Here is a 25,572-nt window from a genome sequence, read left to right on the forward strand (position 1 = left end):
CCCATTAAAATTTTTAAAACTCAAGATCCAAAGTTAGTAATCTATTTTTAAATTCTTCTAATATCTTATCCTCATACTTTTCCTCTGTTGTAGGATTTCCATTCTCATCCTTTGCTACAAAAGTAGCTGAAAGCCTTATATATGCCCCTGCATCATCCCATGGAACAGTAGATATTAACTTTTCTTTTATAAGAAACTCTGAAAACTCTTCAGCAGTTTTAAATTCCCTACCATTTGCTCTTTTTGGAGATTTAACATATAAGTAAAATGTTCCTCCTGGCATTCTTGCTTTAAATCCTGCTTCATTCATTATTTTAACCATTTTTCTTAATCTTCTCTCATACTTCTTTCTGATTCTTTCAGTGATTTCTGGATGTTGGAGGCAGTAGATACCAGCTTTTTGTATGGGGATAAATTGACCACTGTCAAAGTTATCCTTTACTGTAGCAAAAGCTTTTATTATTAACTCATTACCAACTAAAAAAGCTAATCTCCAACCTGTCATATTAAAAGCTTTTGAAAAACTGTGTATTTCAACTCCAACTTCTTTAGCATCTTTAACAGATAAGAAAGACAGTGGCTTTCCATCATACACCAAAGCCCCATATGCAGCATCATTTACAACAATTATATTATTCTCAAAAGCAAAGTCTACAACTTCTTTATAAAACTTCTTTGTAGCCTGAGCTCCTGTTGGGTTGTTTGGATAGTTTATATATAATATCTTAGCCCTCTCCCTAACATCTTTTGGAACACTTTCTAAATCAGGTAGGAAATTATTTTCTTCTAATAAAGGCAATTTATAAACTTTTCCCCCATACCACTCTGCATGTGTAGCTAAAACTGGATAGCCAGGAACAGTCATTAACACATAATCTCCTGGATTAATAAATGCTGATGGTAAATAAGCTAAGGCAGATTTTGAACCTATTGAGTGAATAACCTCATTAACAGGATCTATATCTTTAACTCCATAAACTCTTTCCATGTAAGGAGGAACAGCATCTTTAAGCTCTTGAATTCCATTATCAGCATATCCTCTATTTTCCCATTTTAAAGCTTCTCTATACAAAACTTCTATAACTTCTCTATCAGCCATTTCATCAGGTTCTCCAACACCCATATCTATTAACTCCATATCAGGATGTTTTTTCATAGCTTCTCTTTTAGCCCTTTTTATCTTTTCAAACTTATATATAACCTCTTCTTTCCCAAACTTCCTACCCCCTATTCTTTCAGCAAATAACTCTTGTATAAAACTCATAACACCCTCACCCCAATAGTGCTTAAGTATAAAAATGACCTCTATAAATTATTAAATTTTTAATATATATTTAATGTGGTAGAGATGAAAAAAGTAACTATTGTTGGAGCAGGTCCTGGGGATGAAGAGCTTATAACAGTTAAGGGTTTAAAGGCTATTAAAGAGGCTGATGTTATTATATATGCAGGTTCTCTGATAAATAAAAAGCTTTTAGAATATAATAAAAAAGCTGAACTTTATGATAGCTCAAAAATGAGTCTTGATGAAATAATAGATGTAATGGTAAAAGCTGTTAATGAAGGAAAAAAGGTTGTTAGATTACACTCTGGAGATCCATCTATTTATGGTGCTATAAAGGAACAGATAGATGAATTAAAGAAATACAATATTGATGTTGAAATAATTCCTGGAGTATCATCTTTATTTGCAGCTGCAGCTGCTTTAAAAATAGAACTAACTCTTCCAAATGTTTCCCAGACAGTTATAATAACTCGTCCAGAAGGAAGAACAAAAGTTCCTGAGAAATTAAGAGAATTAGCTAAGCATAGAGCTACAATGGCTATTTTCTTAGGTGTGTCTATGATTGATAAAGTTGTTGAAGAGTTGTTAAATGGCTATGATCCATCAACCCCTGTAGCTGTTGTCTATCATGCTTCATGGGAAGATGAAAAGATTATAAGAGGTACTTTAGGAGATATAGTTGAAAAGGTAAAAAAAGAGAATATTACTAGATCAGCACTAATTCTTGTTGGAGATGTTTTAGATCCAAAGAATTATGAATATTCTAAGCTTTATGATAAAACTTTTTCTCATGGTTTTAGAAAGGGAGATTAATGGGAATACTAGAAATTATTGGGTTAATAACTGTATTAATTATAACATTAATTATAATAGCTACTTTAACTTTATTAATAGTAGGATATGTGCTCATAAAAAAGAATAAAATTTTATTTCCAAAATTAGCTCTATTTCTTTTAGATAATTTTTATTCCATTTTATTAAGACTTTTCCTATTTATTGGATCAGAAGAAACATTTTATAGGATAGGAATAGAGTTTTATAATAAATATTATGAAGATAAATTTAAAAGTACTAATAAAAAAATTCTCATTCTACCTCATTGTCTTAGAGATGCAAAATGTCCTGCCAAACTTTCACCAAATGGTATTGAATGTGTAATGTGTGGTAAATGTGTAATAGGGGAGATTTTAAAAAGAGCAAAATCTTTAGGATATGAAGTTTATATTGTCCCAGGATCAACATTTTTAAAGAGAATTTTAAAAAATGATTCTGGAGTTTTTGGAGTAGCTTGTTATAAAGATCTTTTTTACGGAATGAATTATCTCTCAAGAAAATCCATCCCTATGCAGGGGCAACCTTTATTAAAGGATGGTTGTTTAAACACTATAGTTGATGTTGATGAGCTATTAAATAGATTAGAAAATCTGAGGTGAGTATAATGATATCAAAAATAAAAAACTCTTTAAAGGCTTTAACTGAAAATAAAGGAGAGACAAAATATATTTTATTTGGAGGTAAGGGAGGAGTAGGAAAAACTACCATGAGTGCTGCAACTGGTATTTATTTAGCAGAGCAAGGTTATAAAGTTTGTATAGTTTCTACAGATCCTGCTCATTCTTTAAGAGATATATTTGAGCAAGAGTTTTCTCATGAACCTACAAAGGTTAAAGGATATGATAATTTATATGTTGTTGAAATTGATCCAGAAAAGGCTATGGAAGAATATAAAGAAAAGTTAAAAGCCCAAATAGAAGAAAATCCTCTTTTAGGAGAGATGTTAGAAGAACAGTTAGAAATTGCTTCACTTTCACCAGGTACTGATGAGAGTGCAGCATTTGATACATTCTTAAAGTATATGGAAAGTAATGAGTTTGACTATATCATATTTGACACTGCACCTACAGGACATACATTGAGATTTTTATCTATGCCAGAGGTTATGGATAAGTATTTAACAAGAATGATTAAGCTTAAAAAACAGATTAGTGGGTTTATGAAAATGTTCAAAAAGTTTTTACCATTTAGTAGCAGTGATAATGATATTGACTATGATAAGATGTTAAAAGAATTAGAAGAAATGAAAAAGAGAATAGAAAAAGCTAAAAAAATATTATCAGATCCTGAAAAAACATCATTTAGATTAGTTGTTATCCCTGAAGAAATGAGTATATTAGAGAGTGAAAGAGCAATGAAAGCTTTACAAAAATATAACATAAATGTAGATGCTGTGATTGTAAATCAACTAATTCCTGAAAATGTTTCATGTGAGTTCTGTAGAGCTAGAAGAGAATTACAATTAAAGAGGTTAGAAATGATAAAAGAGAAGTTTGGAGATAAAGTCATTGCTTATGTTCCACTATTAAAAAAGGAAGCTAAAGGTATAGAAACCTTAAAAGAAATATCTAAAATTCTTTATGGGTAGATATGGCTATTGTAACTCCATCATACTTTATTTTTTTTAACATCAGGTAAATTTTATTATAATCCACATTTGTTAGCTTTTTTACACCTAAAATGGAACATGGTTCAGCAACACCATAAACATTTATATTTTTGAAAATAAAGTCTGATTTCTCTAAATCATATATATTATATAATTTATTAATTTCATCCTTATCAAAGATTAAAAAAGGTTTCTTAAACTTATTAACAACTTCTAATATCCCAATCTCATCTCTCTTATTTTCTATTGTAGAGAAAGCAGATATTCTCCAAGGATAAAGAGATCTTAAATATAAAGCTTTTTTTATTGCCCAATAAACTTTATATCTTTTTACACCTCTCCTAGCTCCAATACCTACAACTATTTTTAATGGCCTCAATTTTATTCTATTATCAATTATAACCAAATCCTTATCATGATACTCTACATCATATCCATTTAACTTTATTTTCCAACCATATGGTAATTTTAAATCTATATTCTCTTCTAATAATCTTTTATTTATTTCCAATATATCCTTTCTATTTGGTTTTTCTAAGAAAAGAATATTAGATAACTCATCTAACCCTACTTTTCCATGAACATCAGTAGCTGTAGTAAAAATTGTTTTTCCATTTATGTTATTTGCTATTAGTTTAGAAAAATAATTTCCTCTACCTAAATGGTTTGATAATATGGGGATAAATTCTTTTTTTTCATTACAGACAATAACAAATGAATCAGTGAATTTATCATTCTTAATTTTATCAATATATTTCCTTAAAACAATTCCAATAGCTGAAATGAAAATATATCCCTCATCACCTTCATCAATAGAAAAGTTTTTTATATGAAAAATTTTAGAATTATATTTATAATGATCTAAGATACATTTTATTTTCTCAGCAAGCTTTTTACCACTTTCTGTTATGTATATAATCTTTATCATCTTTCCACTTTGGTGAAATTATGGATTTCTACTTCTTAGCTATGATAGGGATTTTAATATTAGTAGCTATATTAATAATAAAATTAACATTAAAAATTATTAGATACCTTGCCATCAATACAGCTATTGGGATAATATTAATATTTATCTTAAAATTTTTAGGAATAAATATAAAATTGAATTTGATAAATCTTCTAATAATAGCTATTGGTGGTGTTGTAGGGGTTTTTATACTTTTAATATTACACTTTCTCCATATCTAACTTATAAGCTTCAGAAGCCCAATAGTCTAAAATATCCCTTATAGCTTTTTTTGTCTTTCTTTTTTTTATTTTAGCAAGATTTTTTAAAGTTTTTATAGTAGCCTCAATTTCTCTTTCATCTGAAAGTATTGCCTTATTTATTAACTGAATTGCTTTAATATCAATTTCATCCATATTATCACCTTTTAATAAAAATTTATTTATTTGTAATAATAATATAAACTTTTCTATTTAAAAATAAATTGAGTTATATTAAAAATTTTTTGATTTAATTTTTAAATAATACTATACAAAAAAATAGATTGGTGAAAATGTGGATAGCTTTGACATAATGAAGGCATCACAAATAGCCTGCTGTTTGGAAGTTAGCTCTTTAAAACCTGGAAATGTGCATAGGAATAGGGATTATAAGGATATAAAATATCATCACTTTATAACTTCTGGGATAGCATTTGGAAACATCATTTATTTAGCCTCAAAAGATAACAAGAATGTTGGATATTATATAAAAAGAGCAGTTATAGAAAGTAAAAAATGGAGCCCCTCAAATGCAAACTTAGGAATAATTATATTGCATATCCCTATATCCATGGCTTCAGGGATGTTAAATAGTTTTAATAAAAATGAGCTAAAAAGAAAAATTAAAAATATAACCAAAAATACTACAGTGGATGATGCTATAAACTTCTGTGAAGCTATCTCTATAATTAAACCAAATATAAATAAACCACATGATGGACCAGATATTACTAAAGATGATAGCAAGAGAGAAATAATAGAGAGAAATTTAACCCTCTATGATTTATTTAAAATATCATACAGTTGGGATAATATAAGTAAAGAGTGGGTTGATGGGTTTAACATATCCTTTGAAGGTTATGAAAAATTAAAGAGATATTATGAAGAACTTGAAGATATAAATTTATCAATAACAAAAACATATCTCCATATACTTTCAAAATATCCTGATTCTCTAATAGCAAGAAAAAACAATATTGAAGTTGCTGAAAATGTATCTAAAATGGCTAAAGAAGTTTTAGATAATTTTAGTTTGGAAAATGTTATAGAGTTTGATAACTATCTTGCAAGATATGGAAACAAGCTTAATCCTGGAACTACTGCTGATATAATAGCTTCATCTTTAATGATATTCTTATTAGAGAAAATAGATAAAAATGATACAATACTGAAGTGAGGTAGTATGTTTGAGGAAGAACATTTTAGAACATTATATGAAAGTAAAATTAAACAGTTCATTAAAGAAGAATTATCTAATAATTTATTAAAGGGAAATATTTTTGAGTTTGATATTGAAAAATTTATAAGTAAATTTCCTGAGGCTTGTGAAATCAATGAAATTATTATAGAGAAACCAAAAGAAGTTGAAGATGTTATATTAGATATATTTAAAGAAGCTTATATTGAATTATATGATGAAGATAAAAATTTAGAGAAAATACAAATAGCATTTAAAAATCCAAGAGGATGTTATAAATTAATAGAAGATATATCATCCTCAGACATTAATAAACTTGTGCATTTTGAAGGAGTAATAATAAAAGCAGGGAAAGTCTGTGCTTTATTAAAAAAAGCTTGTTATGTATGCCCAAAATGTGGAAACATTATCTATAGAACAATACATAACTACTTTGAGTTACCAAAAGTAACATGTAAAAACTGTAATGAGAAAATGGTTATTGATACTGAAGAATCTACTTATATAAATATACAAGAACTTGAAATACAACAGCCAATTGATCTGATGAAAAACCCTGATGATCCTCCAAGAAGTATAAAGGTATTCTTAGAAAATAGTAGAGGGATATATTCAGGTAGAGTGGATGTTGTAGGGACAGTATTAAAAAAGAGAACTAAACAAAATTTACCTGTATTTGAAATATTTGTTAAAAGTAATTATGTGAAAATATCTGAAAGTTATCAAAAAATAGAAGTTAGAGATATATTAAATAAAGAAGGAATTATTGAAATATTAGATGAATTAGGTAGGAAAAAGAGAATAGTTGATATATTATCAAACTATTTAATTTCACAGATAAAAGGGTATGATCTTGTTAAAAAGGCTATTTTTTTACAACAAATAAAAGGAGCTTTTAAATTTTTACCTGATGGGACTCCATTAAGGAGAGATAGCCATATTTTATTAATAACTGATCCTGGGATAGGAAAAACCACCATGTTAAGGAGAATTGCTAGACTTTTTCCACAAAATGCTTATGCATCAGTAACAACAGCTACAGGAGGAGGTTTAACAGCTAATGTTATAAGAGAAAGTACAGAAATAGGAGATGGATGGGTTGTTAAACCAGGGGTATTAGTTAGAGCTAATGAAGGAACAGCTTGTATAGATGAACTAACTGTTGATAAAAATGTTATGAAATATATCTTAGAAGCCATGGAAAGCCAAACTATTCATGTTAATAAAGGAGGAATAAATGTCAAACTACCTGCAAGATGTGCTGTATTAGCTGCTTGTAATCCAAAACATGGAAGGTTTGATAGAAATAAAACAGTCATTGAACAGATAGATATTCCTGCTCCATTATTGAGTAGATTTGACTTTATTTTTCCATTAATGGATATCCCAGACAAGAAAAAAGATGATGAAATAGCTGAGCATATTTTAAATATACATACAGAAACTGCTACAAAAAGTTATGATATCTTAGGCTCTGTTGAAGTTGATGGAATTGTCGTAGATGAAACTCTACTAAAATACTATATCATATATGCTAGATCTTGTGCTTATATTGAAAAGAACAGAGATATTTATCTAGGGGATTTTGATGAAATGAAATTAATTATGCCATATCTAACAGAAAAAGCAAAAAATTTAATAAAAAAATATTATTTAGAAATGAGAAAACTTGGAGAAGGAGATAACCCAATACCCATAACAGCAAGACAGTTAGAGGCTATAATAAGAATAGCAGAAATGCATGCTAAAGCAAGACTTTCAGAGAAAGTGGAAGAAGAAGATGCTAAAGTAGCTATAGATATTGTTGATTATTGCTTAAAAGAAATAGCCTATGATCCAGAAACTGGTAAGATTGATTTAGATAAAATAATGGGTACTCCAAAATCTAAAAGAGATAAAATAGAAAAAGTTTTAGATATAATAAGAGAGTTAAGCTCTTTAAATAATGGTATTGTCTCTGAAGCAGAGATATATGAAAAAGCTGAGGAATTTGGATTAAAAGAGAAAGATGTAGAAATGGCAATTGAATATTTAAGAAAAACTGGTGAAATTTACTCTCCAAGGCATGGTTATTATGCTATAATAGAATAACAGTTTCAAACGGCGCGGGGGGGGAATCGAACCCCGAGGGCAAATGCCCTCGACGGATCTGAAGTCCGCCCCGGGCTACCAAGCCCGGTACCCCGCGCCACATAAGGTAAATAGTATTATAAATAATAGGGTTATTTAAAACTTATGTCTTTAATGTGGGTGATTATTTTGTTATATTTTGCTACAGGAAATATAAACAAAGTAAAAGAGGCAGAGATTATCTTAAAAGATATTAAAATTCAGCAAATAAATATTAAGTATCCTGAAATTCAAGGTAGTTTAGAAGAAGTAGCAGAATTTGGAGCAAAGTATGTGTATAATATAATAAAAAAACCTGTAATTGTTGAAGATTCTGGATTTTTTGTTGAAGCCTTGAATGGATTTCCTGGGCCTTATTCAAGATATGTTCAAGAAACTATTGGAAATGAAGGAATATTAAAATTATTAGAAGATAAAGATAATAGAAATGCTTATTTTAAATGTGTAATTGGATATTGTGATGAAAATGGAGTTAAACTTTTCTCTGGAATTATAAGAGGAAAAGTATCAGAAGAGATTAGAGGAGAACATGGATTTGCATATGATAGTATATTTATTCCAGAAGGGGAAAGTAGAACATTTGCTGAGATGAGTAGAGAAGAAAAAAGTAGAATATCACATAGAAAATTAGCTTTTGATAAGTTAAGAGAATTTCTAAAAAGGGGAAAGTATGAGATTTAATATAAAAGAGGTATTAAATTTAGCAGAGAGAGATTTTGAAAAAGCTTGGAGAGATAGTAAGAAGTATATAAAAAAGGAGATTAATAAAAGATATCCAAGAATAAATATAGAATATGGCAAACCTCATCCCGTTATGGAAGTGATCCAAAGACTTAGAGAAGCATATTTAAGAATGGGTTTTGAAGAGGTAATAAATCCTATTATAGTGGATGAATTGGAAGTTTATAAGCAGTTTGGTTCTGAAGCTATGGCTGTATTGGATAGATGTTTCTACTTAGCTGGTTTACCCAGACCTGATGTAGGATTGAGTAAGGAAAAGATAGAAATAATTAAAAACTTAAATATAGATATTGATGATAATAAAGCTGAAAGGCTTAGGGAGACATTACACAAATATAAAAAAGGTGAAGTTGATGGAGATGATTTAATTTATGAAATTTCAAAAGCATTAAACATAGATAATGAACTTGCTTTAAAAGTCTTAGATAAAGCTTTCCCTGAATTTAAGGATCTTAAACCTGAAGCCTCTTCTCTAACATTGAGAAGCCATATGACTTCAGGATGGTTCATAACATTAAGCCATTTAATTAAAAAAAGAGATCTACCTATAAAATTATTTTCAATAGATAGATGTTTTAGAAGAGAACAAAGAGAAGATAGGAGTCATTTATATAGCTATCATTCAGCTTCATGTGTTATTGCTGATGAAGATGTATCTGAAGATGAGGGAAAAGCTGTTGCTGAAGCATTATTAAAACAGTTTGGATTCACAAAATTTAAGTTCAAATTGGATGAAAAGAAGAGTAAATATTACACTCCAGAAACTCAGACTGAAGTTTATGCATTTCATCCTAAGCTTAATGATTGGATAGAAATTGCTACTTTTGGAGTTTACTCTCCTGTTTCTCTATCTAAATATAATATAGATGTTCCTGTTATGAACTTAGGTTTGGGTGTAGAAAGGCTTACTATGGTTTTATACAATTACGATGATGTTAGGAGAATGGTTTACCCACAGTTTTATGAACTGATATTGGATGATATTGAAATAGCAAGAGCTATTAAAATAGATAAAACTCCTATTTTAGATGAATTTCATGATCTTACTTGTGAGATTATAGATAAGTGTATCAGTCATAAAGATGATATTGCTCCAACATCTATAACATTTGAGAAGACTCTGAAATTTAACAGTGAAAAAAGAAGAATTATAATTAAAATTTTTGAAAATGAAGAAGGGAAAAAACTGTTAGGTCCTTCTGTTTTGAATGAAATTTATGTTTATAATGGAAACATATATGGAATACCTAAAAACTTAGAAGGAATAAAAGAGGAGTATAGAGATGTGTTAAAAGATGTGAAAGATCATGGGGTGAGTACTGGGATAAGATATATAGATGGGGTTATATATAAACTAACATCTAAAATAGAAGAAGCTTTAGTCTCTAACATAGATAGGTTTAACTTTAGAGTTACAATAGTTAGGAACTTAAGTGATATCAACTTAAAAGTGGATGATAAAGTTATGAAGTATTTAATGAGAAATGAAAAAATTATTGATGTTAGAGGTCCTGTTTTCTTAAATGCTGAAGTAATAATACACTAACTTTTTAAAACTTTCATCTTTTTATACTTTATCATAAATGTTCCCACACAAATTCCTAAAATTATTGTTAATAAGATTATCCAAAATTCTAATGGAAAACTTAAAAATTTTATATGATCTAAAATCTCCTCTTTTCCTGAGGTATATAGAAGAATATGAACAGCTTCTAAGGCATAAACTCCAAATATCCCCACTTCTAAAACTTCCATAGCTTCTCCTAAGGCTACTTGATATTTTGTATTTTTAGCTAATTGGTTAGCAATTTCTCTTTCAAAATCTTCTGATAGTGTTGTAAGTAATCTTGTTAAGCTTGTTGCTAACTTTTCATTACATTCTAAGAGATTTTTTATCTCAAGCATTCTATACTTTAACCTCTCCAATTTCATTTTAGTATCTACCTCTTCTAACAAATATAAATCAAAATCTCCAAAATTTGGAGGATATAATGAATTTAAAACTTCAATAATTTCATTTAAATAGTTATATGCCATCTCTATAACAGACAGTTCTCTATCAATTTTACTCAGTTCTGCCCTAACTTTTGATATGTCTTTTATATCAACATTTTCTAATAAACCACTTATACTTTCTAATTTTGATGCTATAGTATTAAGTTTAAAAAATAGATCTTTTGAAACTCCTGTTATACTTCTAATAAAGGAATAATAGTAGACAAACCTCTCAAACTTCTCTATATTGCTAGATGATATATAAATTCCATACTCTCCAAAAACAATCAACCCTTCACTCAACTTTACAATTCTTTTTATCATCCCTATAACTTTACTAATTTCTTTAATATCTTCAACATCATTTTCTGTTAAAATTGTTATATGTTTATATAATTTAATATCTCCATAGAGTGTCTCTAAAATATACCTCTGTGAAGATGTTATTAGATAACTCATTATTCTTGATGAGTCTAAGATTAAATCAGGGATGATAAAGGAGAGTTGATCAATAGTTATATTTTTTGGTTCTATGATTTCAGAAGAATAAAGGCATCTGCCAAGATAATCAATATATATAAAAACATCTTTATTTCCAATATTTGCTGTAAATTTAACAGAAGTTTCAGGAATAAAATCAATAATACTAACTGTTGTTTTATATTTAGCTATTTCAAAAATAGCTTTATTTTTAATATCTCTATTCTCTGTTCCTGTAAAATACTTTTTTCTTTTTTGAAACTCTTTTAATGTTATTCTATTTATAAATTCTGCCATATGGTTTTTCCCAAATGGAATCCATTCAGTTAGCACAACTATGGTTTTATATCCCATAATGATACCTTCATAATATAACTCTTTGACTTATACTTAATCCTCTCTAACTCAGTTAAAATTATATCTAAATCTCCTTCTTTAGACTTAATTTTTATTCCATTTTCAGTAATTATTATTTCCTTTAAATTTCCATTTTCATCTAAAATAGTTTTCTCTATTATTTCTTTATCTTTCTCGCTAAAATTATAGTTCAAGCTTTTTCCAATTTTATAACCAACTATAAATTCATTTAACCCCTTAATAGAAAGTAGGATCTCACTTATATACCCATTATCTAAAAGAAAATTTAAATCTTCTAATGCATCATAACTGATATTTATAAACTTTATTTTATCCTGCCAAATATAAGGCATGGGAGCATAGGTGTAACTTAAAACTTTAAGTTTAATAAAGTAATATATTAAAGCAAAAACTACTATTTGCCTAACCCATTTTTTATCATCTCTAGTTAAAAGATAAATAATATAATGCAACTTTTGTTTATTTTCATCCAAATTTACCACTCCTTTATAATTTCATAAATAGGCCCTTCTCTTGTTAAAGTAGATTTATATAATTTTATTTTTTCAGCTGTGAAAGAACCAAATTCAACATTCTTAAACTCTCTTATTCTATCTTTTAATAACTTTTTATTCTCTATAAATTTAACCCTACCTATAGTTAGATGTGGAATATAATTATTTTCCTTTTTAAAACCTAATGTTGATAATTTTTTGTCTATATCTTTAAATAAATCAATTATTTTATCTCCTTCAACACCTACCCAAATAACTCTTATAAAATTCTCATTTGGAAACACTCCTAAATTTTTTAGTTTTATTCTTATTGGTTCTATGGATAGGTCAAGATCTAAAATTTTATTTAATAAATTTTCATCAACTTCTCCTAAGAACTTCACTGTTATATGCAAATTTTCTTTTTCAACAAGTTTTATTCCTTTAATTTTAAAACTTTTCTGAAACTCATAAATCTTGTTTTTTATATCTTTTGGAATGTCTATAGCTAAAAATAATCTCATGTTATCTCCTCAAAAGAATTGGGATACCTTCTATTATATCAAACACCCTTTTACACTTTTTACATACTAATTTATTACTATCTAAATACAAATCTCCTCCACAGTATGGACATTGTAAGATCTCCAAATATTTCTCTATCCAACTCATAGTATCATTAGCATCAACTCTCTTGCTATTTTAGCTGCAGTTATTGCTGTTATATTAGCTAGATCATATATTGGAGCTACCTCAACAATATCAAATCCTACAATCATATCTTTAACATCTCTTAATAGATATAGTGAATTAAATAGCTCTTTTGTTGTAAATCCACATGGTTCTGGAGTTCCTGTTCCTGGAGCAAAAGCAGGGTCAAGAACATCAATGTCAATTGTTACATATATTGGTTTATTTATATCTTTAATTATATCAATATCTTCTTCATTTAATAACCTCTGCTTAGAGTATATATTACACTTCTTTATAAACTCCCACTCTTCTTTATCTCCACTTCTAACTCCAAACTGAAAAATGTTTTTATTAATCTCATATATCCTTCTCATAACACAGGCATGTGATAAGGGGTTTCCCAAATATTCATCTCTTAAATCACAGTGGGCATCAAACTGAATAACAATAAAATCATTATAAATCTCTTTTACTGCTTTAATTATTGGAAATGTAATTGAATGTTCTCCGCCAAAAATAATAGGCTTTTTACCATCATTAAGTATATTTTTTATGGTATTTGTTATTAAATTAAAAATATCTTTTTGGTTACCATATAAATCAAGGTCTTTTAAATCACAGTATTTTACTTCTGTAAGATCTCTATCCAATATTGGGCTATAACTTTCTAATCCCCATGAGGCCTCTCTTATAGCTTTCCCCCCATCTCTTGCTCCAGGTTTAAAAGAGGTGGTTTCATCATAAGGAATGGATATAATAACCCCATCAGCAGATTTATAATCAGCATCAGCTAACATATATTTAGATAGATCTATAAACACATTATCACCAATATATTTTTATATATGAATATAAATATTAAAAAAAGAATTTAGCCAAAGAGTGCAGCCAAACCAGCAACAGCAGCAGTTTCTTCTTCCTTCTTCTCTTCTTTCTTCTCCTCTTTAGCTTCCTCTTTCTTCTCTTCTACTGCTGGAGCTGGAGCTGCTACAGCTACTGGCATTGCTGCATTAGCAATAGCTTCATCAATATTAACTCCCTCTAATCCAGCTACTAATGCCTTTATTCTAGCTTCATCAACTTCTATTCCTGCAGCCTGCAAAACAGCTTTTAAGTTCTCTTCATTAATCTCTTTTCCTGCTGAGTGTAATAGTAGTGCTGCATATATGTACTCCATATTTTACACCTCTCTTTATTTTTTGTGTTTCTTATGGTTAAAATTTATAGAAAGATTTAGAAAGATAATTAACTAATAGAATATAAATAATTTTCGGTTTAGAATAATAGGGCTAAACCTGCTGCAGCAGTTTCTTCTTCCTTCTTCTCTTCTTTCTTCTCCTCTTTAGCTTCCTCTTTCTTCTCTTCTACTGCTGGAGCTGGAGCTGATGACATTAAGTTTTTAATTTCTTCATCTAATGCTTCATCAGGCAGTAATTTTGCTAAAGCTAAAGCTTGAGCTTGAGCTTTTGCTAATATATCTCCAGCAGTATCTTTTGTTACATAACATGATTCTAATGCTAATGCCTTTGCCTCCATAAATGCCTTTTGTATTAACATTGGCAATACTTCCTTTGCTGGATATGCTATATTAAATGCTAAGTTCATTGCATGTTGGTAAGCTGTTTGTATATCACTTAACAACTTACTCTCATCAATCTTTAAAACTTCTGGGGTATATATAATTCCATCCTCATAAACAGCTAAGATATCTAACCCTACTTTTATTGGTTTTATTCCTAATTTATTTAATACTGCAGCTAACTGTGGAGAAACCACTTCTCCTTTCCTAACAACTACTTTATCCTCTTTTATAGCAATTTTACCTTTTTCAATAGCTGCAGGAATTCCTACAGCTTTTAATTCACTTAAAAATGGACCTGGAGGCATCCCTGTTGAACCCTTTTCAACTTTAATATCACATGGAGCTATTTGCCCTCCTTTAACTGGAGCAGGACTTTTATTCTCCTCTAATAACTTATATAATTTAAATGGATTCATATCAGTAACTAATATTGCTGCCCCTCTCTCAACATAATTAGCTAATTCTGCTAACTTAGGATTATTTAATTCCTCAGAAGCCTCTTTTATAGCTCTTTTTATTAGTGTGTTTCTTGACATCCTAAGTTTAACCTTATCTCTTATTTTTGCCCTAATTTCTTGTAACTGTGGTGCAGGGACATCCATCATATCTACAATAGCAACAACTGGCTTACTTTTTATTAAACTTTTCAATGTTTTAACTTCTTCAATCTTCCATGGAGCTACATGAGGTTTTACTTTTGTTGTCATATTAACACCTTATTTCTTTTTAACTTTTTCTTTCTCCTTTTCTATCTTAACTGCTGGACCCATTGTTAGTTTGACATAAGCATCTTTTATATGATACAATCCTTTTTCATACTTTTTAGCTACAACATTTAAAACTGCTTCAATATTATCAACTATTTGCTCATCACTCATTTTTTCATTACCTACAAGAACTTGGAAATATGGCTTATCTCTTGTATTAATAACTACTGTCTTTTTTAATCTTTCTACTAATGGTTTTATATCCGCGTTAGCTGGCACTGGTTTTGGCATCTTACCTCTGGGACCTAATATAACCCCAAAGTATCTACCAATCAATGGCATTAAATCTGCTTGAGCTATAAAGAAGTCATGAGCTTTAGCTATTTTTCTTAACTGTCTTTTATTTTTCCCAAGTTCCTCTATCTGATCTTTTCTTATAACTGTTAAACCCAGCTCTTCAGCTTGCTGAGCTAATGGTCCTTCAGCTATAACAGCAATCTTAGCTTCTTTTCCTCTACCATGTGGTAAAACTACTTCAGCTTTTATTCTATTTTCTGGTTTTCTCATGTCTAATTCTTTTAATGTTGCAATGAATTCAAATGATTGAGTAAAATTTCTTGGCTTTGCTAAAGAACGAGCTTCTTTTACAGCTTTCAATATCGCTTCTCTATCCATGCTCTCATCCTTATAAAATTTTTGTTTTAAAGGGATAAAAATAATAAATCTATTTCCAGTGTTTAAAATAGTTTAGTTAAAAGATTATTGATTTTAATATTTCCTTATCTATATAAAACTTTCGGTATTTTATTCATAAATTAAACCCATGTCTTTTTAATCTATTTAAAACCATATCCCATGTTGGCAAATTAGTTTGTGATCCTTTTGCTTCAACAACAAAAGATGCTGCTGCTGAAGCTATTAAACCACACTTTTCCAATGGATATTTTTTTAAATATGCTACTAAAAATCCTGCTCTATATGCATCTCCTGCCCCAGTGGGATCAACAACTTTAGCTTTAATAACAGGAATTTCTATTTTTTTATTCTCTTCTGTATATATAGTACTTCCTTTCTCTCCTTTTGTTACCACTAATATGTCAACATATTTTAAAAAATCATCTAAATTAAAATTTAACATCTTACTAATCCTATCAAATTCATATTTATTTAAAAATAAAAAATTTGTATGTTTTATTAATTCTCTAAGACTATTTTCACTATATTGTGGCAAATCTTGTCCAGGATCAAAAGAAACTATAGCCTTTCCATAAGCTTTTTTTGCAGCCCTTAAATTATAATCAGGATCTCCAGTAGCTATATGAACTATATTAGTATCAAAATTTGGAGGATTTAATTCTTTATAGTGTTTAGCAGCCCCCCATAAAAAAAATGTTATCTGATTATTTTCTTTATCTGTAAAAATCCAAGCTTTTGGAGTTTCTTCATCTTCAGAATAATAGAGTTTTGATATATTTACTCCTAATTTTTTAAGATATTTTTCATATCTACTATCCTTAAAATCATATCCTACACACGATATTAATTCACAATCCACACCTAACTTCTTTATAGCTACAGCAGTATTTGCTGCTGCCCCTCCATAATACAATTTAGCTGATGGAATTTGAACAGAGCTATTGGGTTCTGGAAATCTATCTATATTAAAAATATAATCTAAAGCTATATGCCCAATACAAGTTATCATCAATTTTCACCCATAAAGTTAAAGGTGTAATTATTAATATAATGATTATCTATAAATTATTAATGGTGAGAGCTATGATAATTTCAGAAAATTCTAAAGCAGAAGACCTAATACCTATAGCAAAAGCTATACATATATTAGTTAATAAATTACCTATAACAATGAGGAGTAAAAATTATCCTGGTGTAAGGTTAGAGAAGGGTGAGGTAGTAGATAAGAACTTTGAAGGTTATGTTCTAAAATTAGCTATTGAGAAAGGGGAAGTAATAAAAGCCACACCCATAATTGGACCATATAAAGGGCTACCTGTAATAGTTGTACCTATAAAAGAAAATGATAAAGTTGTTGGAGCTGTAGGGGTTGTTGATATTACAGCAGGGATATTTGAAGATATATTAGCCATTGCTAGAAGACCTGAGTTATACAAATTCTTGCCAGAAGATGCATACCCAAGGTGAAATCATGAAAAAAGTGTTTATTTTTCCACCAAATAGTTTAATATTAACAGACCTTGTTGAAAGGTTTGGCCATAAACCATTAACATTAAATATAGTTATTGGAAAACTTGTTAGAAATGCTGAAATAGACAGTCCTCCAATAAATATAACACCTGAAGAACCTAAAAAAGGTTTAAAATATGCTGCTATAGAAGTTCCTTCTGGAGTTAGAGGAAGACTGGCTTTAATTGGACCATTAATAGAAGAAGCTGAAGCAGCTATAATTATGGAAGATGCTCCAATAGCATTTGGATGTATTGGATGTCAAAGAACAAATGAATTGACTCTCTATTTAATTAGAAGAAAAAATATTCCAATTTTAAAGGTTAAATATCCAACAAATGAAGAAGAAGCCGAAATTTTAGTTAATAAAATTGTTAATTTCTTAAAAAGTTTAGAAGGTGATGGTAATGGAATGTCAGAAGGAGAAAAATCTGGAGAGATGTAATTGCACTTATCCTTCATGTAGTAAAAAGGGAATGTGTTGTGAGTGTTTACATTATCATTTAAAAAATAGACAGCTTCCTGCTTGCTGTTTCCCTCCAGAAATAGAAAAAACATATGATAGAAGCTTTGAAACATTTGCAAAATTAGTTTTAGAAAAAAAGATTTAAATTTTATATCTTAATATTGCTGCTATTCCTTTAAAAGCTTTTGATATCATGGCACCTTCTTCAGTTTCTGATGACACTGTTATAAGCTTTGCACCACTCTGTTCACATAGTTCAGAGAGATATTCAATATAATCTTTCTCTTCCACAATAGATAATGCTGATCCACATTTTGGACAGGACATGTTTTTTATTTCTTCATCTAATTTCATCTTTTCTATTTTATCAACTGTTCTCTCTTCAAAATAGTCACATTTATTACAGGCTATTTTAACTTTATACCTTTCAATATCTTCAGAAACTATTAAAGTATCCACTGCTCCCATCATTAAGGCATTTAATACTTCTTTTTCTCCATAACAGGCTAAACCTCCATCTTCTTTAACAAGTTCTTTTAAAAATCTTTGAACAGCTTGTCTCTCTTTCATAAGTTCTACATCTTTTAATAGAGGAGCAGCTTTTTCCAACAATTCTCTTATACCAAATTCTTCTGTATAACAAAGATCAAATGTGTCTAAAACTAACTTTTTTAACTCATGATGTAAATAATCTTTTTGAACAAATTCTAACTTTGTGTGTCCTGGCCCACCAACTAATATACCTTTTAACTTTTTTTCCTGCAAGAGTGGTAAAAATTGCTCATTTGCTTTTTGTCCCACTCTTTGTAAAAACTCATGTGCAGCTAAGTCTATTAATCTTTCTAATCTTCTGGCAGATTGCCCCCCAGCTTTAAATTTTCCAGGAACCCCACTAGTTAATCTTTTTAATATCTGTATATTTCTCCCTTTAACTAAAGCTATTGTAGCTTCGTTTCTATCAACTAATATTATTCCATACACATCTTTATCTTCCAACATTTCTTCTAATGGTTCTAAGTAAAACTCAGAATCACATCTATATATATAAGTTTTTAGAGGTTCTGGAGGTTCTATAACATATGTTTCCATCTTCTCTGTTCCTGGACCACTTCTTGGCACCATTCCAGCAAAAATAACAACTCCTTTTTCTAATGGTTCTTTTAACAATTTTAATCTTTGCATAATTGCTTCTATAGCTGATTGAACATTTTTTCTTGTACTTTTACTTTTAATATTGGCTGCTTGGCTCATTTCTTCTCTTAAATGTTGTGCTACATCAGATATTCTCCTTCCTGCAGGAATATAAAGACTTATTAATTCAGTACCTTTTCCTTTTTTACTTTTTAATTCTTTAATAAGTTTTTTAAATGTATATTTATCATTACTCATAATTCTCACCTATTTAATTTTAAAATAGAGATCCTTTCAAGCCAGAGATTATCATTTGTACAGCTATAGCTAAAAGTAAAAAACCCATCATTCTTGTAAATATTCTTATCCCTAATTTTCCTATTTTTTCAATAATTTTTTCTGCAAAGAGTAATGTTATATAAGTTATAATAATACATAAACCTATGGCTAATAAGACCAAAAATTTATTAAACCCTTCAGCTCCTGCCATTGCTACCATACATGCAGTTATTGATCCAGGACCTGCTAATAGTGGAGTAGCTAAAGGCATTAAAGCTATTTCATCAACATCTTCAGCATGTTTAATATCCTTCTCATGAATTTTTGATTTTTGATGACCTCTAACCATATCTAAAGCTATTAAAACCAATAAAAGCCCTCCTGCTATTTTAAAGGCATTTAATGTTATACCAAAAAATTTAAGTATATACTCTCCAAAAAGTGTAAATATATACAAAATAGCTGCAGTATAAATAGCTGTTTTTTTAGCTATGATTATTTTTTCATTTTTTGGATATGACTCTGTTAGTGAGACAAAAACAGGTATTGCCCCAATAGGGTTTAATATAGATATGATAGATGTAAATGCAATTATAAAATACTGTAAATCCATATTTTCACTTTGATAAAAGAAACCTTAATAATAAAATAAAATAAAATTTATATAAAAAAGTTATTGCTTAACAACAACCAAACTTTTTATCTCCTCAGGAACATTACCTACAGCTATAGCAGGAGTTATTGGAGGTTGTCCACACTCTTTCAACACCTCTGGGTGTTCCAACATAAATTTAACAAATAATATAGCATCTTTTTTATTAGGAGCATTATTAAGAATTGTTAAACCATAAACAATTGGTTTTCCATAAATGGTTTTATTATTAGCTAAAAATTGTATAGATACTTTTTTATAATAATCTTTAAACTCATAATATCCTAAATTAATTTCTTTTGGTAATTCAATATATCTTAAATTATGCTGTTTAGCAACACTTTTATAGATAAATAAATAATCAAATGCTCCAACTTCTAATGGAGCTAACAAATCTGTTTCTTTACTTCTCATAAATATTTTGTTAGTATTTACTTTAACTTCTTTTGGAACAATTATATTATTTCCTTCAGCTTTAATATTAGAATTATTTTCTATTAAATTTTTAAATATGGGTTTGTTGTAATACATGCTCGCTAATTTAATAACCATTACAGCTCTATAACCACATGGATCATCATTTGGGTTAGAAAATCCAAATTTCACTCCATCTCTATTCAATATTTCATACCAATTATCCTTATTTATCTCATTGCTATATTTACTTTTATTTGTATAAGCTAAAACTAGCTCATTTCTTGCAAACATTACATACCAATCAGTGTATTTTGGCATTAACATTTTAGGTATTAAAGAATAATCTGCTAAAGCTAATATATCAGCCTTTTTATTTAATTCAGTTACTTTTCTCACACATTTTACACTTCCAGCCGGTTCTCTAACAACATCAACATTATACTCTTTTTCAAAAAGTTTTTCATACTTCTCTAATGGAACTGAAAGAGATCCTGCATGAAAAATAATAATTTCTTTCTTACTCTTCTCACTACTAACACATCCTGCAGCTAATATTAAGCATGATAATACCATAATAGATAAAAGCAACTTTTTCATAACCTCACCTCCTACAGAAAATTAAATATAAAGAGTTAATATAAATAGTTAATGTTAACTAAAAACAGTTAATTGGTGTTGATATGAAGGTTGGGTATGTAACATTATTAGCCCTAACTCTCTTCATTCTCTTACCTCTTCTCTATTTAATTACAAATCCTGGAGATTTATCACAATTAAATGATCATGAGGTTATAAATGCATTTAAAACTACAATTTTAGCAGGAATAATTGCCACTATTATTGGATTAATTTTATCATTACCTTCAGGATACATATTGGCCAGAAAAGATTTTAGGTTTAAAAGTTTTGTTGAAGCTATATTAGATCTTCCTATGGCAATTCCCCATAGTGTTATTGGAATTATGTTGTTATCTTTTATTTATGGAATTAGCTTTTTTGATTGGTTAAGAGAGTATATAGTGGATAACTTTTGGGGGATAGTAATTGTATATTTATTTGTGGGATTACCATTTTTAATAAATAGTATAAGAGATGGCTTTATTCTAATAGATGAAGAAATTGAAAATGTAGCAAAAACATTAGGAGCTTCTGAATTTAGAATATTTTTTGATATACTATTACCTCTTATAAAAAATAACATAATCTCCGGTTCAATTCTCTGCTTTGCTAGAGGAGTTAGTGAAGTTGGGGCTATTCTTATTATAGCATATTATCCAAAAACTGTGCCTATCTTAATATTAGAGAGGTTTTTAAGTTTTGGTTTATTAGCTTCCAAACCAATATCTGTAGCTATGGTTATAGTATGCTTAATACTCTTTACAGTTCTTAGGAGGGTTAAATAATGCTAATTGTAAAAAACTTATCAAAACATTGGAAGGAATTTAAGTTGATAGATGTATCCTTTGAAATTGGTAATGAATACTGCATCATCTTAGGGCCTAGTGGTGCTGGAAAAAGTGTATTACTTAAATGTATTGCAGGAATATTAAAACCTGATAAAGGAAAAGTGATTTTGGATGGAAAAGATATAACCTCATTATCTCCAGAAAAGAGATCAATTGGTTATGTTCCTCAAAACTTTGCTCTATTCCCAAATATGAATGTATATAAAAATATTGCCTATGGATTATTATTAAGAGGAGAAGATAAAGAAGTTGTTAAAAGAAAGGTTAAAGAGTTGGCAGAGTTTTTAAATATTTCTCATTTGTTAGATAGAGATGTTAAAACATTAAGTGGAGGAGAACAGCAGAGAGTAGCATTAGCAAGGGCATTAATTTTAGAACCAAAGATTTTATTATTAGATGAACCTACATCTTCTTTAGATATTAATATAAAAGAAGAAGTTATAAAAGAATTAAAAAAGATAAATATCCCTGTTTTGCATGTGACTCATGATCTAAATGAAGCTAGAACTCTTGCAGAAAAAGTAGGAATCTTTCTAAATGGAAAGCTTATTGAGTTTGGAAAAAGAGATATTTTATATAAACCAAAGAAAATAGAAACAGCAGAGTTTTTAGGTTTTAATATTATTGATGGTAAAATTATATCACCATATGAAATTGAAATTACTGATGGGGATTATTTGGTTGAGAATGTTATTGATTATCATCATTATAAAAAGGTCTTTATAAATTATAATGGAAAAATAATTAAAGCTTTTACAAAAAAAGATGTTAAAATAGGAGATAGAGTAGGGATTAAATTTGAGTGATATTATATGTTAACATTAAAAATTGATAAAAAATTAGGTGAGAAAGTTAGAAGGTTGTTAATTGAGAATGATCTATATGATAAAGATTATTTAATTGATAGAGATGATAAACACCTATACTTACCAATAAAACATGTTGATGAAAAAATTCTTAGAGAAATATTAAAAGTAGATTTTGAAATTGTTGAAAGAGATTTAAAAAAGAGGAAAAAAGAGAAAAGTTTTAGAGATGTTATTAATGAGAAATATAGGGATATTGTAGATAAGAAATTATTGGCTTTATCTTATGATGTTATTGGTGATTTAGTCATATTACAAATCTCTGATGAGGTTAGGGAAGATATAAGGAAAGAAATTGGTGAGCTAGCTTATAAACTAATTCCATGTAAAGGAGTGTTTAGAAGAAAAAGTGAAGTTAAAGGGGAATTTAGAATTAGAGAAATTGAACATTTAGCTGGAGAAAATAGAACTTTAACTATTCATAAAGAAAATAATTATAGATTGTATGTTGATATAGCAAAAGTTTATTTCTCTCCAAGACTTAGTGGAGAGAGAAAAAGAATAGGAGAATCAGTTGGGTTAAATGAAACTGTTATAGATATGTTTGCTGGTGTTGGACCATTCTCAATAGCTTGTAGAAGAGCTAGAAGAGTTTATGCTATAGATATTAATCCTGAAGCTATTTCACTATTAAAAAAGAACATTGAATTAAATAAGGTAAAACATAAAATTATTCCTATATTGGCTGATGCTAATGAAGTTGATTTAAAAGGAGATAGGGTAATAATGAATTTACCAAAGTATTCATACAAATTTGTTGATAAAGCATTATCTATGATAAATAAAAATGGAATAATCCACTACTACACTATTGGAGAAAATTTTTCTGAAGGAATAAAAGTTTTTGAAGGCAAATGTAATTTTGAAATTTTAAATAAAAAGATAGTTAAAAGCTACTCTCCTAAAAAATATATAATGGCATTTGATATAATAGTAAAGGATTAAAACATTGATTTTACATCTTTAACTATTATTTTTAATGTTAGCTCTTTTCCTGCTAACTCATGATTAAAGTCTAGTGTTACATACTCATCATCCACATCCACTATTTTAGCAGGAATTCCATTAGCTAATATCAGTAATCCTTTTTCAGGCTCAAAATCTGCATCTTTAAACAGATCTTTTGGTACTTTTTGAATTAAACTTTCATCTCTAAATCCATAAGCTTTTTCTGGAGGAATTTTCACCAATTTTTCTTCTCCAACATTCATACCTAATACAGCTTCCTCCAATCCTGTTATAACCTCATTATTTCCTACAATAAATTCTAAAGGCTCATATTCTTTACCTTCAAAATATATCCCATATTCTCTAGCAACATCTTCAATTGATGTATCTAAAACTTTACCATCAACCTCTAATACATAATCAATTTTGACAATATCCCCTTTTTTAATCATAATTTCAGCCTCTATTTTAGAGTTAATAAATAATACTATATATAGTTTTGCATAAATTGAAACTTAAATATTAAAGATTTTAAATATTAATATGTAATATTAACTAAAACTCTCCCTCCAACTTTTTCCACAGTTGCTGTGATAATTGTAAACTGTCTTATATCCCTCTCTCCAGAAATGACTACTTCATTTGAACAGTTTGTTGAAATTGTATAATTCAATTTTGAGTTAGTAAAAGATATCTCATTTCCATTAGCTTCCCAAATTCCTGGAGGGCATTTTATTAAGACAACTTTTACTGACCCATCTTCACACATTCCAACCATTTCAATATTTTCCTTCATTTTCATAACAGCAGCATGAGCTAAACTCATAGAGGAGATTTTGGTTGATTTATTTAATCCATATAATCCTGGGTAAGAAACACCAATAATTATTGCTAATAATGTTGCTAAAAATAAAATAGAAAATTCTAGTGATATCTGAGCTTTAATATTCATAAATATCACTTTAATCTAAAATGTCTGGCAAATTAATAGATTTTCTTTTCCAATAAACAATATAATAGAACTCTAAATTTTGATTTGTTGAAGTTGTTGTAAATGCTAAGGCAGGATAATTTTTATCAAGATTAATATCTAAATCATCTATTAGCAATCCATTATCACTATAATCATCTAAAAGCTTTTTCTTTCTTTTAACTTTCATAAATCCATTTAACCAATCATAATAATTTATCCATATTTTATCATCAACATCATTTATTGGAATAATTACTATATCTTTATATTCATCAAATGTTATAGGTGCAGGAATAATTAAGCTATAAGCATTAGAGTAATCATTTAATTTTAAACAACCATAAACAGTTAGTTTAAAGTTATCCAAAATAATATTATCCCTTTTAGCATTTGGATATATATTGTCTAGTTTAATAACACCATATTTATTACAAATTGCTGGTCCTACAGATCTAAAATTATGCTCATCAGGAATGTTTATTGATAATGCGTAGGAAATGTTTGGTAAAATCATTTTTAATTTTACTGTTGTGTATGGAGGTAACCAAAATCCTTTTTTTCCATTGAATATAGTCATATATTTTAACTCTGGTTTTATTAGGTAGTAAGTGGCATTTGTTGAATTTTGATATATATCTAAATTACAATAACCACTATTAGGAAGAGGTAATGTTTTATATGTATTTATAACTACATACTCATCAGGTAGGGCTATAAATATAGGATATGGGTTATTATTTGTCATTTCTCCTGATATTGTATATTTTAAGTTAATCTCACCAATAACAACATTTTCAGCATAAATGTATGGTAAAAAAAAGATTAAAAATAGTAAAACTCTTCTCAAAGAAAATC

Annotated in this window: 32 protein-coding genes and 1 tRNA gene; 14 read left to right on the forward strand and 19 right to left on the reverse strand. The window is 28.6% G+C overall.

Annotated elements, in window-relative coordinates; all coding sequences use genetic code 11:
- Positions 1-13: 13 nt before the first annotated feature.
- On the reverse strand, positions 14-1,264 hold the full coding sequence (locus METVI_RS0102675) for an LL-diaminopimelate aminotransferase (protein WP_004593227.1): 1,251 nt from the start codon (positions 1,262-1,264) through the stop codon (positions 14-16).
- A gap of 84 nt (positions 1,265-1,348) precedes the next feature.
- On the opposite strand from METVI_RS0102675, the gene cobM reads away from it, so the two are divergent.
- Genes cobM through METVI_RS0102690 form a run of 3 tightly spaced genes read left to right on the forward strand, consistent with a single transcriptional unit; the run spans position 1,349 to position 3,707 of the window.
- Complete coding sequence (gene cobM / locus METVI_RS0102680; protein WP_004593229.1) at positions 1,349-2,098, forward strand: precorrin-4 C(11)-methyltransferase; 750 nt, start codon at positions 1,349-1,351, stop codon at positions 2,096-2,098.
- Positions 2,098-2,718 (forward strand): DUF116 domain-containing protein, encoded by a 621-nt coding sequence (locus METVI_RS0102685; RefSeq protein WP_004593231.1) that lies wholly within the window; start codon positions 2,098-2,100, stop codon positions 2,716-2,718. The genes cobM and METVI_RS0102685 overlap by 1 nt, the downstream gene beginning before the upstream one ends.
- A 5-nt stretch (positions 2,719-2,723) precedes the next feature.
- Entirely contained in the window at positions 2,724-3,707 is a 984-nt protein-coding gene (locus METVI_RS0102690) for a TRC40/GET3/ArsA family transport-energizing ATPase (protein ID WP_004593233.1), read from the forward strand.
- Here the strand turns inward: METVI_RS0102690 and METVI_RS0102695 are convergent.
- Positions 3,688-4,656, reverse strand: a complete 969-nt coding sequence (locus METVI_RS0102695) for a cobalt-precorrin 5A hydrolase (protein WP_004593235.1) — start codon at positions 4,654-4,656, stop codon at positions 3,688-3,690. The two genes, METVI_RS0102690 and METVI_RS0102695, sit on opposite strands and share 20 nt — an antisense overlap.
- Positions 4,657-4,676: 20 nt before the next feature.
- Here METVI_RS0102695 and METVI_RS0102700 point away from each other — a divergent pair, with 20 nt between their 5' ends.
- Positions 4,677-4,919, forward strand: coding sequence for a pro-sigmaK processing inhibitor BofA family protein (locus METVI_RS0102700; protein WP_004593239.1), 243 nt, complete (start codon positions 4,677-4,679; stop codon positions 4,917-4,919).
- Here METVI_RS0102700 and METVI_RS0102705 read toward each other — a convergent pair.
- A complete protein-coding gene (locus METVI_RS0102705; protein WP_004593240.1) occupies positions 4,899-5,093 on the reverse strand; it encodes a hypothetical protein in 195 nt (64 codons plus the stop codon). The genes METVI_RS0102700 and METVI_RS0102705 overlap by 21 nt on opposite strands.
- Before the next feature lie 139 nt (positions 5,094-5,232).
- Between METVI_RS0102705 and METVI_RS0102710 the strand changes: the two genes are divergently transcribed.
- Positions 5,233-6,114, forward strand: coding sequence for a triphosphoribosyl-dephospho-CoA synthase (locus METVI_RS0102710; protein ID WP_004593242.1), 882 nt, complete (start codon positions 5,233-5,235; stop codon positions 6,112-6,114).
- A 6-nt stretch (positions 6,115-6,120) separates the two neighbouring features.
- Entirely contained in the window at positions 6,121-8,226 is a 2,106-nt protein-coding gene (locus METVI_RS0102715; RefSeq protein WP_004593245.1) for an ATP-binding protein, read from the forward strand.
- A gap of 10 nt (positions 8,227-8,236) precedes the next feature.
- On the opposite strand, the gene METVI_RS0102720 is transcribed toward METVI_RS0102715, so the two are convergent.
- A tRNA-Sec gene (locus METVI_RS0102720) sits at positions 8,237-8,325 on the reverse strand.
- Between the two features lie 66 nt (positions 8,326-8,391).
- Between METVI_RS0102720 and METVI_RS0102725 the strand changes: the two genes are divergently transcribed.
- The gene (locus METVI_RS0102725; protein WP_026152870.1) at positions 8,392-8,946 is read left to right on the forward strand and encodes an XTP/dITP diphosphatase; all 555 of its coding nucleotides are present in this window, start codon (positions 8,392-8,394) and stop codon (positions 8,944-8,946) included.
- The gene (gene sepS / locus METVI_RS0102730; protein ID WP_004593249.1) at positions 8,936-10,552 is read left to right on the forward strand and encodes an O-phosphoserine--tRNA ligase; all 1,617 of its coding nucleotides are present in this window, start codon (positions 8,936-8,938) and stop codon (positions 10,550-10,552) included. Before METVI_RS0102725 ends, sepS begins: the two co-directional genes overlap by 11 nt.
- Here the strand turns inward: sepS and METVI_RS0102735 are convergent.
- The 9 genes from METVI_RS0102735 to METVI_RS0102775 form a co-directional block, all read right to left on the reverse strand.
- Complete coding sequence (locus METVI_RS0102735; protein WP_017981008.1) at positions 10,549-11,835, reverse strand: hypothetical protein; 1,287 nt, start codon at positions 11,833-11,835, stop codon at positions 10,549-10,551. The two genes, sepS and METVI_RS0102735, sit on opposite strands and share 4 nt — an antisense overlap.
- Entirely contained in the window at positions 11,817-12,332 is a 516-nt protein-coding gene (locus METVI_RS0102740) for a hypothetical protein (RefSeq protein ID WP_004593251.1), read from the reverse strand. Before METVI_RS0102740 ends, METVI_RS0102735 begins: the two co-directional genes overlap by 19 nt.
- A 2-nt stretch (positions 12,333-12,334) precedes the next feature.
- On the reverse strand, positions 12,335-12,856 hold the full coding sequence (gene thpR, locus METVI_RS0102745; protein ID WP_004593254.1) for an RNA 2',3'-cyclic phosphodiesterase: 522 nt from the start codon (positions 12,854-12,856) through the stop codon (positions 12,335-12,337).
- A gap of 1 nt (position 12,857) precedes the next feature.
- Positions 12,858-13,004, reverse strand: coding sequence for a Trm112 family protein (locus METVI_RS07250; RefSeq protein ID WP_004593255.1), 147 nt, complete (start codon positions 13,002-13,004; stop codon positions 12,858-12,860).
- A complete protein-coding gene (gene speB, locus METVI_RS0102755) occupies positions 13,001-13,846 on the reverse strand; it encodes an agmatinase (protein WP_004593257.1) in 846 nt (281 codons plus the stop codon). The genes METVI_RS07250 and speB overlap by 4 nt, the downstream gene beginning before the upstream one ends.
- Positions 13,847-13,896: 50 nt before the next feature.
- Positions 13,897-14,202: a 50S ribosomal protein P1 gene (gene rpl12p / locus METVI_RS0102760; RefSeq protein ID WP_004593259.1), complete on the reverse strand. Its 306-nt coding sequence runs from the start codon at positions 14,200-14,202 to the stop codon at positions 13,897-13,899.
- A gap of 98 nt (positions 14,203-14,300) precedes the next feature.
- The gene (locus METVI_RS0102765) at positions 14,301-15,314 is read right to left on the reverse strand and encodes a 50S ribosomal protein L10 (RefSeq protein WP_004593261.1); all 1,014 of its coding nucleotides are present in this window, start codon (positions 15,312-15,314) and stop codon (positions 14,301-14,303) included.
- A 9-nt stretch (positions 15,315-15,323) separates the two neighbouring features.
- Entirely contained in the window at positions 15,324-15,989 is a 666-nt protein-coding gene (locus METVI_RS0102770) for a 50S ribosomal protein L1 (protein ID WP_004593263.1), read from the reverse strand.
- A 133-nt stretch (positions 15,990-16,122) separates the two neighbouring features.
- The gene (locus METVI_RS0102775) at positions 16,123-17,019 is read right to left on the reverse strand and encodes a carbohydrate kinase family protein (protein WP_004593265.1); all 897 of its coding nucleotides are present in this window, start codon (positions 17,017-17,019) and stop codon (positions 16,123-16,125) included.
- A 74-nt stretch (positions 17,020-17,093) separates the two neighbouring features.
- Between METVI_RS0102775 and METVI_RS0102780 the strand changes: the two genes are divergently transcribed.
- From METVI_RS0102780 to METVI_RS0102790, 3 genes are read left to right on the forward strand one after another with little or no spacing between them, the layout of a single operon-like run.
- Positions 17,094-17,477, forward strand: coding sequence for a DUF2111 domain-containing protein (locus tag METVI_RS0102780; RefSeq protein WP_004593267.1), 384 nt, complete (start codon positions 17,094-17,096; stop codon positions 17,475-17,477).
- A 4-nt stretch (positions 17,478-17,481) separates the two neighbouring features.
- Entirely contained in the window at positions 17,482-17,964 is a 483-nt protein-coding gene (locus METVI_RS0102785) for a methanogenesis marker 5 protein (protein ID WP_004593269.1), read from the forward strand.
- Positions 17,927-18,130, forward strand: a complete 204-nt coding sequence (locus tag METVI_RS0102790; protein ID WP_004593271.1) for a DUF6485 family protein — start codon at positions 17,927-17,929, stop codon at positions 18,128-18,130. The genes METVI_RS0102785 and METVI_RS0102790 overlap by 38 nt, the downstream gene beginning before the upstream one ends.
- On the opposite strand, the gene prf1 is transcribed toward METVI_RS0102790, so the two are convergent.
- Genes prf1 through wtpA form a run of 3 tightly spaced genes read right to left on the reverse strand, consistent with a single transcriptional unit; the run spans position 18,127 to position 21,061 of the window.
- Positions 18,127-19,374, reverse strand: coding sequence for a peptide chain release factor aRF-1 (prf1, locus tag METVI_RS0102795; protein ID WP_017981009.1), 1,248 nt, complete (start codon positions 19,372-19,374; stop codon positions 18,127-18,129). The two genes, METVI_RS0102790 and prf1, sit on opposite strands and share 4 nt — an antisense overlap.
- A gap of 19 nt (positions 19,375-19,393) precedes the next feature.
- Complete coding sequence (locus tag METVI_RS0102800) at positions 19,394-20,008, reverse strand: MarC family protein (RefSeq protein ID WP_017981010.1); 615 nt, start codon at positions 20,006-20,008, stop codon at positions 19,394-19,396.
- A gap of 60 nt (positions 20,009-20,068) precedes the next feature.
- Complete coding sequence (gene wtpA, locus METVI_RS0102805; protein ID WP_004593059.1) at positions 20,069-21,061, reverse strand: tungstate ABC transporter substrate-binding protein WtpA; 993 nt, start codon at positions 21,059-21,061, stop codon at positions 20,069-20,071.
- A gap of 83 nt (positions 21,062-21,144) precedes the next feature.
- Here wtpA and METVI_RS0102810 point away from each other — a divergent pair, with 83 nt between their 5' ends.
- The 3 genes from METVI_RS0102810 to trm5b are packed head-to-tail and all read left to right on the forward strand — an operon-like array spanning position 21,145 to position 23,741.
- Positions 21,145-21,867, forward strand: a complete 723-nt coding sequence (locus tag METVI_RS0102810; protein ID WP_004593056.1) for an ABC transporter permease — start codon at positions 21,145-21,147, stop codon at positions 21,865-21,867.
- Positions 21,867-22,736, forward strand: a complete 870-nt coding sequence (locus METVI_RS0102815) for an ATP-binding cassette domain-containing protein (RefSeq protein WP_004593055.1) — start codon at positions 21,867-21,869, stop codon at positions 22,734-22,736. The genes METVI_RS0102810 and METVI_RS0102815 overlap by 1 nt, the downstream gene beginning before the upstream one ends.
- A 6-nt stretch (positions 22,737-22,742) precedes the next feature.
- Positions 22,743-23,741 (forward strand): tRNA (guanine(37)-N1)-methyltransferase Trm5b, encoded by a 999-nt coding sequence (gene trm5b, locus METVI_RS0102820; RefSeq protein WP_004593053.1) that lies wholly within the window; start codon positions 22,743-22,745, stop codon positions 23,739-23,741.
- Here the strand turns inward: trm5b and METVI_RS0102825 are convergent.
- The 3 genes from METVI_RS0102825 to METVI_RS0102835 all read right to left on the reverse strand — a co-directional run bounded on the left by METVI_RS0102825 (position 23,738) and on the right by METVI_RS0102835 (position 25,564).
- The gene (locus tag METVI_RS0102825; protein WP_004593050.1) at positions 23,738-24,196 is read right to left on the reverse strand and encodes an FKBP-type peptidyl-prolyl cis-trans isomerase; all 459 of its coding nucleotides are present in this window, start codon (positions 24,194-24,196) and stop codon (positions 23,738-23,740) included. The genes trm5b and METVI_RS0102825 overlap by 4 nt on opposite strands.
- A gap of 86 nt (positions 24,197-24,282) precedes the next feature.
- Positions 24,283-24,696: a class III signal peptide-containing protein gene (locus METVI_RS0102830; protein ID WP_004593048.1), complete on the reverse strand. Its 414-nt coding sequence runs from the start codon at positions 24,694-24,696 to the stop codon at positions 24,283-24,285.
- A gap of 10 nt (positions 24,697-24,706) precedes the next feature.
- Positions 24,707-25,564 (reverse strand): hypothetical protein, encoded by an 858-nt coding sequence (locus METVI_RS0102835; RefSeq protein ID WP_004593046.1) that lies wholly within the window; start codon positions 25,562-25,564, stop codon positions 24,707-24,709.
- Positions 25,565-25,572 lie beyond the last annotated feature (8 nt).

It is taken from the genome of Methanocaldococcus villosus KIN24-T80, assembly GCF_000371805.1.
Lineage (GTDB): Archaea > AGJL01 > Methanococci > Methanococcales > Methanocaldococcaceae > Methanocaldococcus > Methanocaldococcus villosus.

Excerpts from the sequence above, each read along its gene's own strand:
- METVI_RS0102815 (WP_004593055.1), top strand. The coding sequence starts at position 21,867 with ATGCTAATTGTAAAAAACTTATCAAAACATTGGAAGGAATTTAAGTTG.
- METVI_RS0102690 (WP_004593233.1), top strand. The coding sequence starts at position 2,724 with ATGATATCAAAAATAAAAAACTCTTTAAAGGCTTTAACTGAAAATAAA.
- METVI_RS07250 (WP_004593255.1), bottom strand. The coding sequence starts at position 13,004 with ATGAGTTGGATAGAGAAATATTTGGAGATCTTACAATGTCCATACTGT.
- trm5b (WP_004593053.1), top strand. The coding sequence starts at position 22,743 with ATGTTAACATTAAAAATTGATAAAAAATTAGGTGAGAAAGTTAGAAGG.
- METVI_RS0102675 (WP_004593227.1), bottom strand. The coding sequence starts at position 1,264 with ATGAGTTTTATACAAGAGTTATTTGCTGAAAGAATAGGGGGTAGGAAG.
- METVI_RS0102770 (WP_004593263.1), bottom strand. The coding sequence starts at position 15,989 with ATGGATAGAGAAGCGATATTGAAAGCTGTAAAAGAAGCTCGTTCTTTA.
- METVI_RS0102780 (WP_004593267.1), top strand. The coding sequence starts at position 17,094 with ATGATAATTTCAGAAAATTCTAAAGCAGAAGACCTAATACCTATAGCA.
- sepS (WP_004593249.1), top strand. The coding sequence starts at position 8,936 with ATGAGATTTAATATAAAAGAGGTATTAAATTTAGCAGAGAGAGATTTT.
- METVI_RS0102735 (WP_017981008.1), bottom strand. The coding sequence starts at position 11,835 with ATGGGATATAAAACCATAGTTGTGCTAACTGAATGGATTCCATTTGGG.
- METVI_RS0102705 (WP_004593240.1), bottom strand. The coding sequence starts at position 5,093 with ATGGATGAAATTGATATTAAAGCAATTCAGTTAATAAATAAGGCAATA.
- wtpA (WP_004593059.1), bottom strand. The coding sequence starts at position 21,061 with ATGAAAAAGTTGCTTTTATCTATTATGGTATTATCATGCTTAATATTA.
- METVI_RS0102800 (WP_017981010.1), bottom strand. The coding sequence starts at position 20,008 with ATGGATTTACAGTATTTTATAATTGCATTTACATCTATCATATCTATA.
- METVI_RS0102695 (WP_004593235.1), bottom strand. The coding sequence starts at position 4,656 with ATGATAAAGATTATATACATAACAGAAAGTGGTAAAAAGCTTGCTGAG.
- METVI_RS0102790 (WP_004593271.1), top strand. The coding sequence starts at position 17,927 with ATGGAATGTCAGAAGGAGAAAAATCTGGAGAGATGTAATTGCACTTAT.
- thpR (WP_004593254.1), bottom strand. The coding sequence starts at position 12,856 with ATGAGATTATTTTTAGCTATAGACATTCCAAAAGATATAAAAAACAAG.
- prf1 (WP_017981009.1), bottom strand. The coding sequence starts at position 19,374 with ATGAGTAATGATAAATATACATTTAAAAAACTTATTAAAGAATTAAAA.
- METVI_RS0102715 (WP_004593245.1), top strand. The coding sequence starts at position 6,121 with ATGTTTGAGGAAGAACATTTTAGAACATTATATGAAAGTAAAATTAAA.
- METVI_RS0102700 (WP_004593239.1), top strand. The coding sequence starts at position 4,677 with ATGGATTTCTACTTCTTAGCTATGATAGGGATTTTAATATTAGTAGCT.
- METVI_RS0102825 (WP_004593050.1), bottom strand. The coding sequence starts at position 24,196 with ATGATTAAAAAAGGGGATATTGTCAAAATTGATTATGTATTAGAGGTT.
- METVI_RS0102830 (WP_004593048.1), bottom strand. The coding sequence starts at position 24,696 with ATGAATATTAAAGCTCAGATATCACTAGAATTTTCTATTTTATTTTTA.
- METVI_RS0102765 (WP_004593261.1), bottom strand. The coding sequence starts at position 15,314 with ATGACAACAAAAGTAAAACCTCATGTAGCTCCATGGAAGATTGAAGAA.
- METVI_RS0102810 (WP_004593056.1), top strand. The coding sequence starts at position 21,145 with ATGAAGGTTGGGTATGTAACATTATTAGCCCTAACTCTCTTCATTCTC.
- METVI_RS0102685 (WP_004593231.1), top strand. The coding sequence starts at position 2,098 with ATGGGAATACTAGAAATTATTGGGTTAATAACTGTATTAATTATAACA.
- rpl12p (WP_004593259.1), bottom strand. The coding sequence starts at position 14,202 with ATGGAGTACATATATGCAGCACTACTATTACACTCAGCAGGAAAAGAG.
- METVI_RS0102785 (WP_004593269.1), top strand. The coding sequence starts at position 17,482 with ATGAAAAAAGTGTTTATTTTTCCACCAAATAGTTTAATATTAACAGAC.
- METVI_RS0102775 (WP_004593265.1), bottom strand. The coding sequence starts at position 17,019 with ATGATAACTTGTATTGGGCATATAGCTTTAGATTATATTTTTAATATA.
- cobM (WP_004593229.1), top strand. The coding sequence starts at position 1,349 with ATGAAAAAAGTAACTATTGTTGGAGCAGGTCCTGGGGATGAAGAGCTT.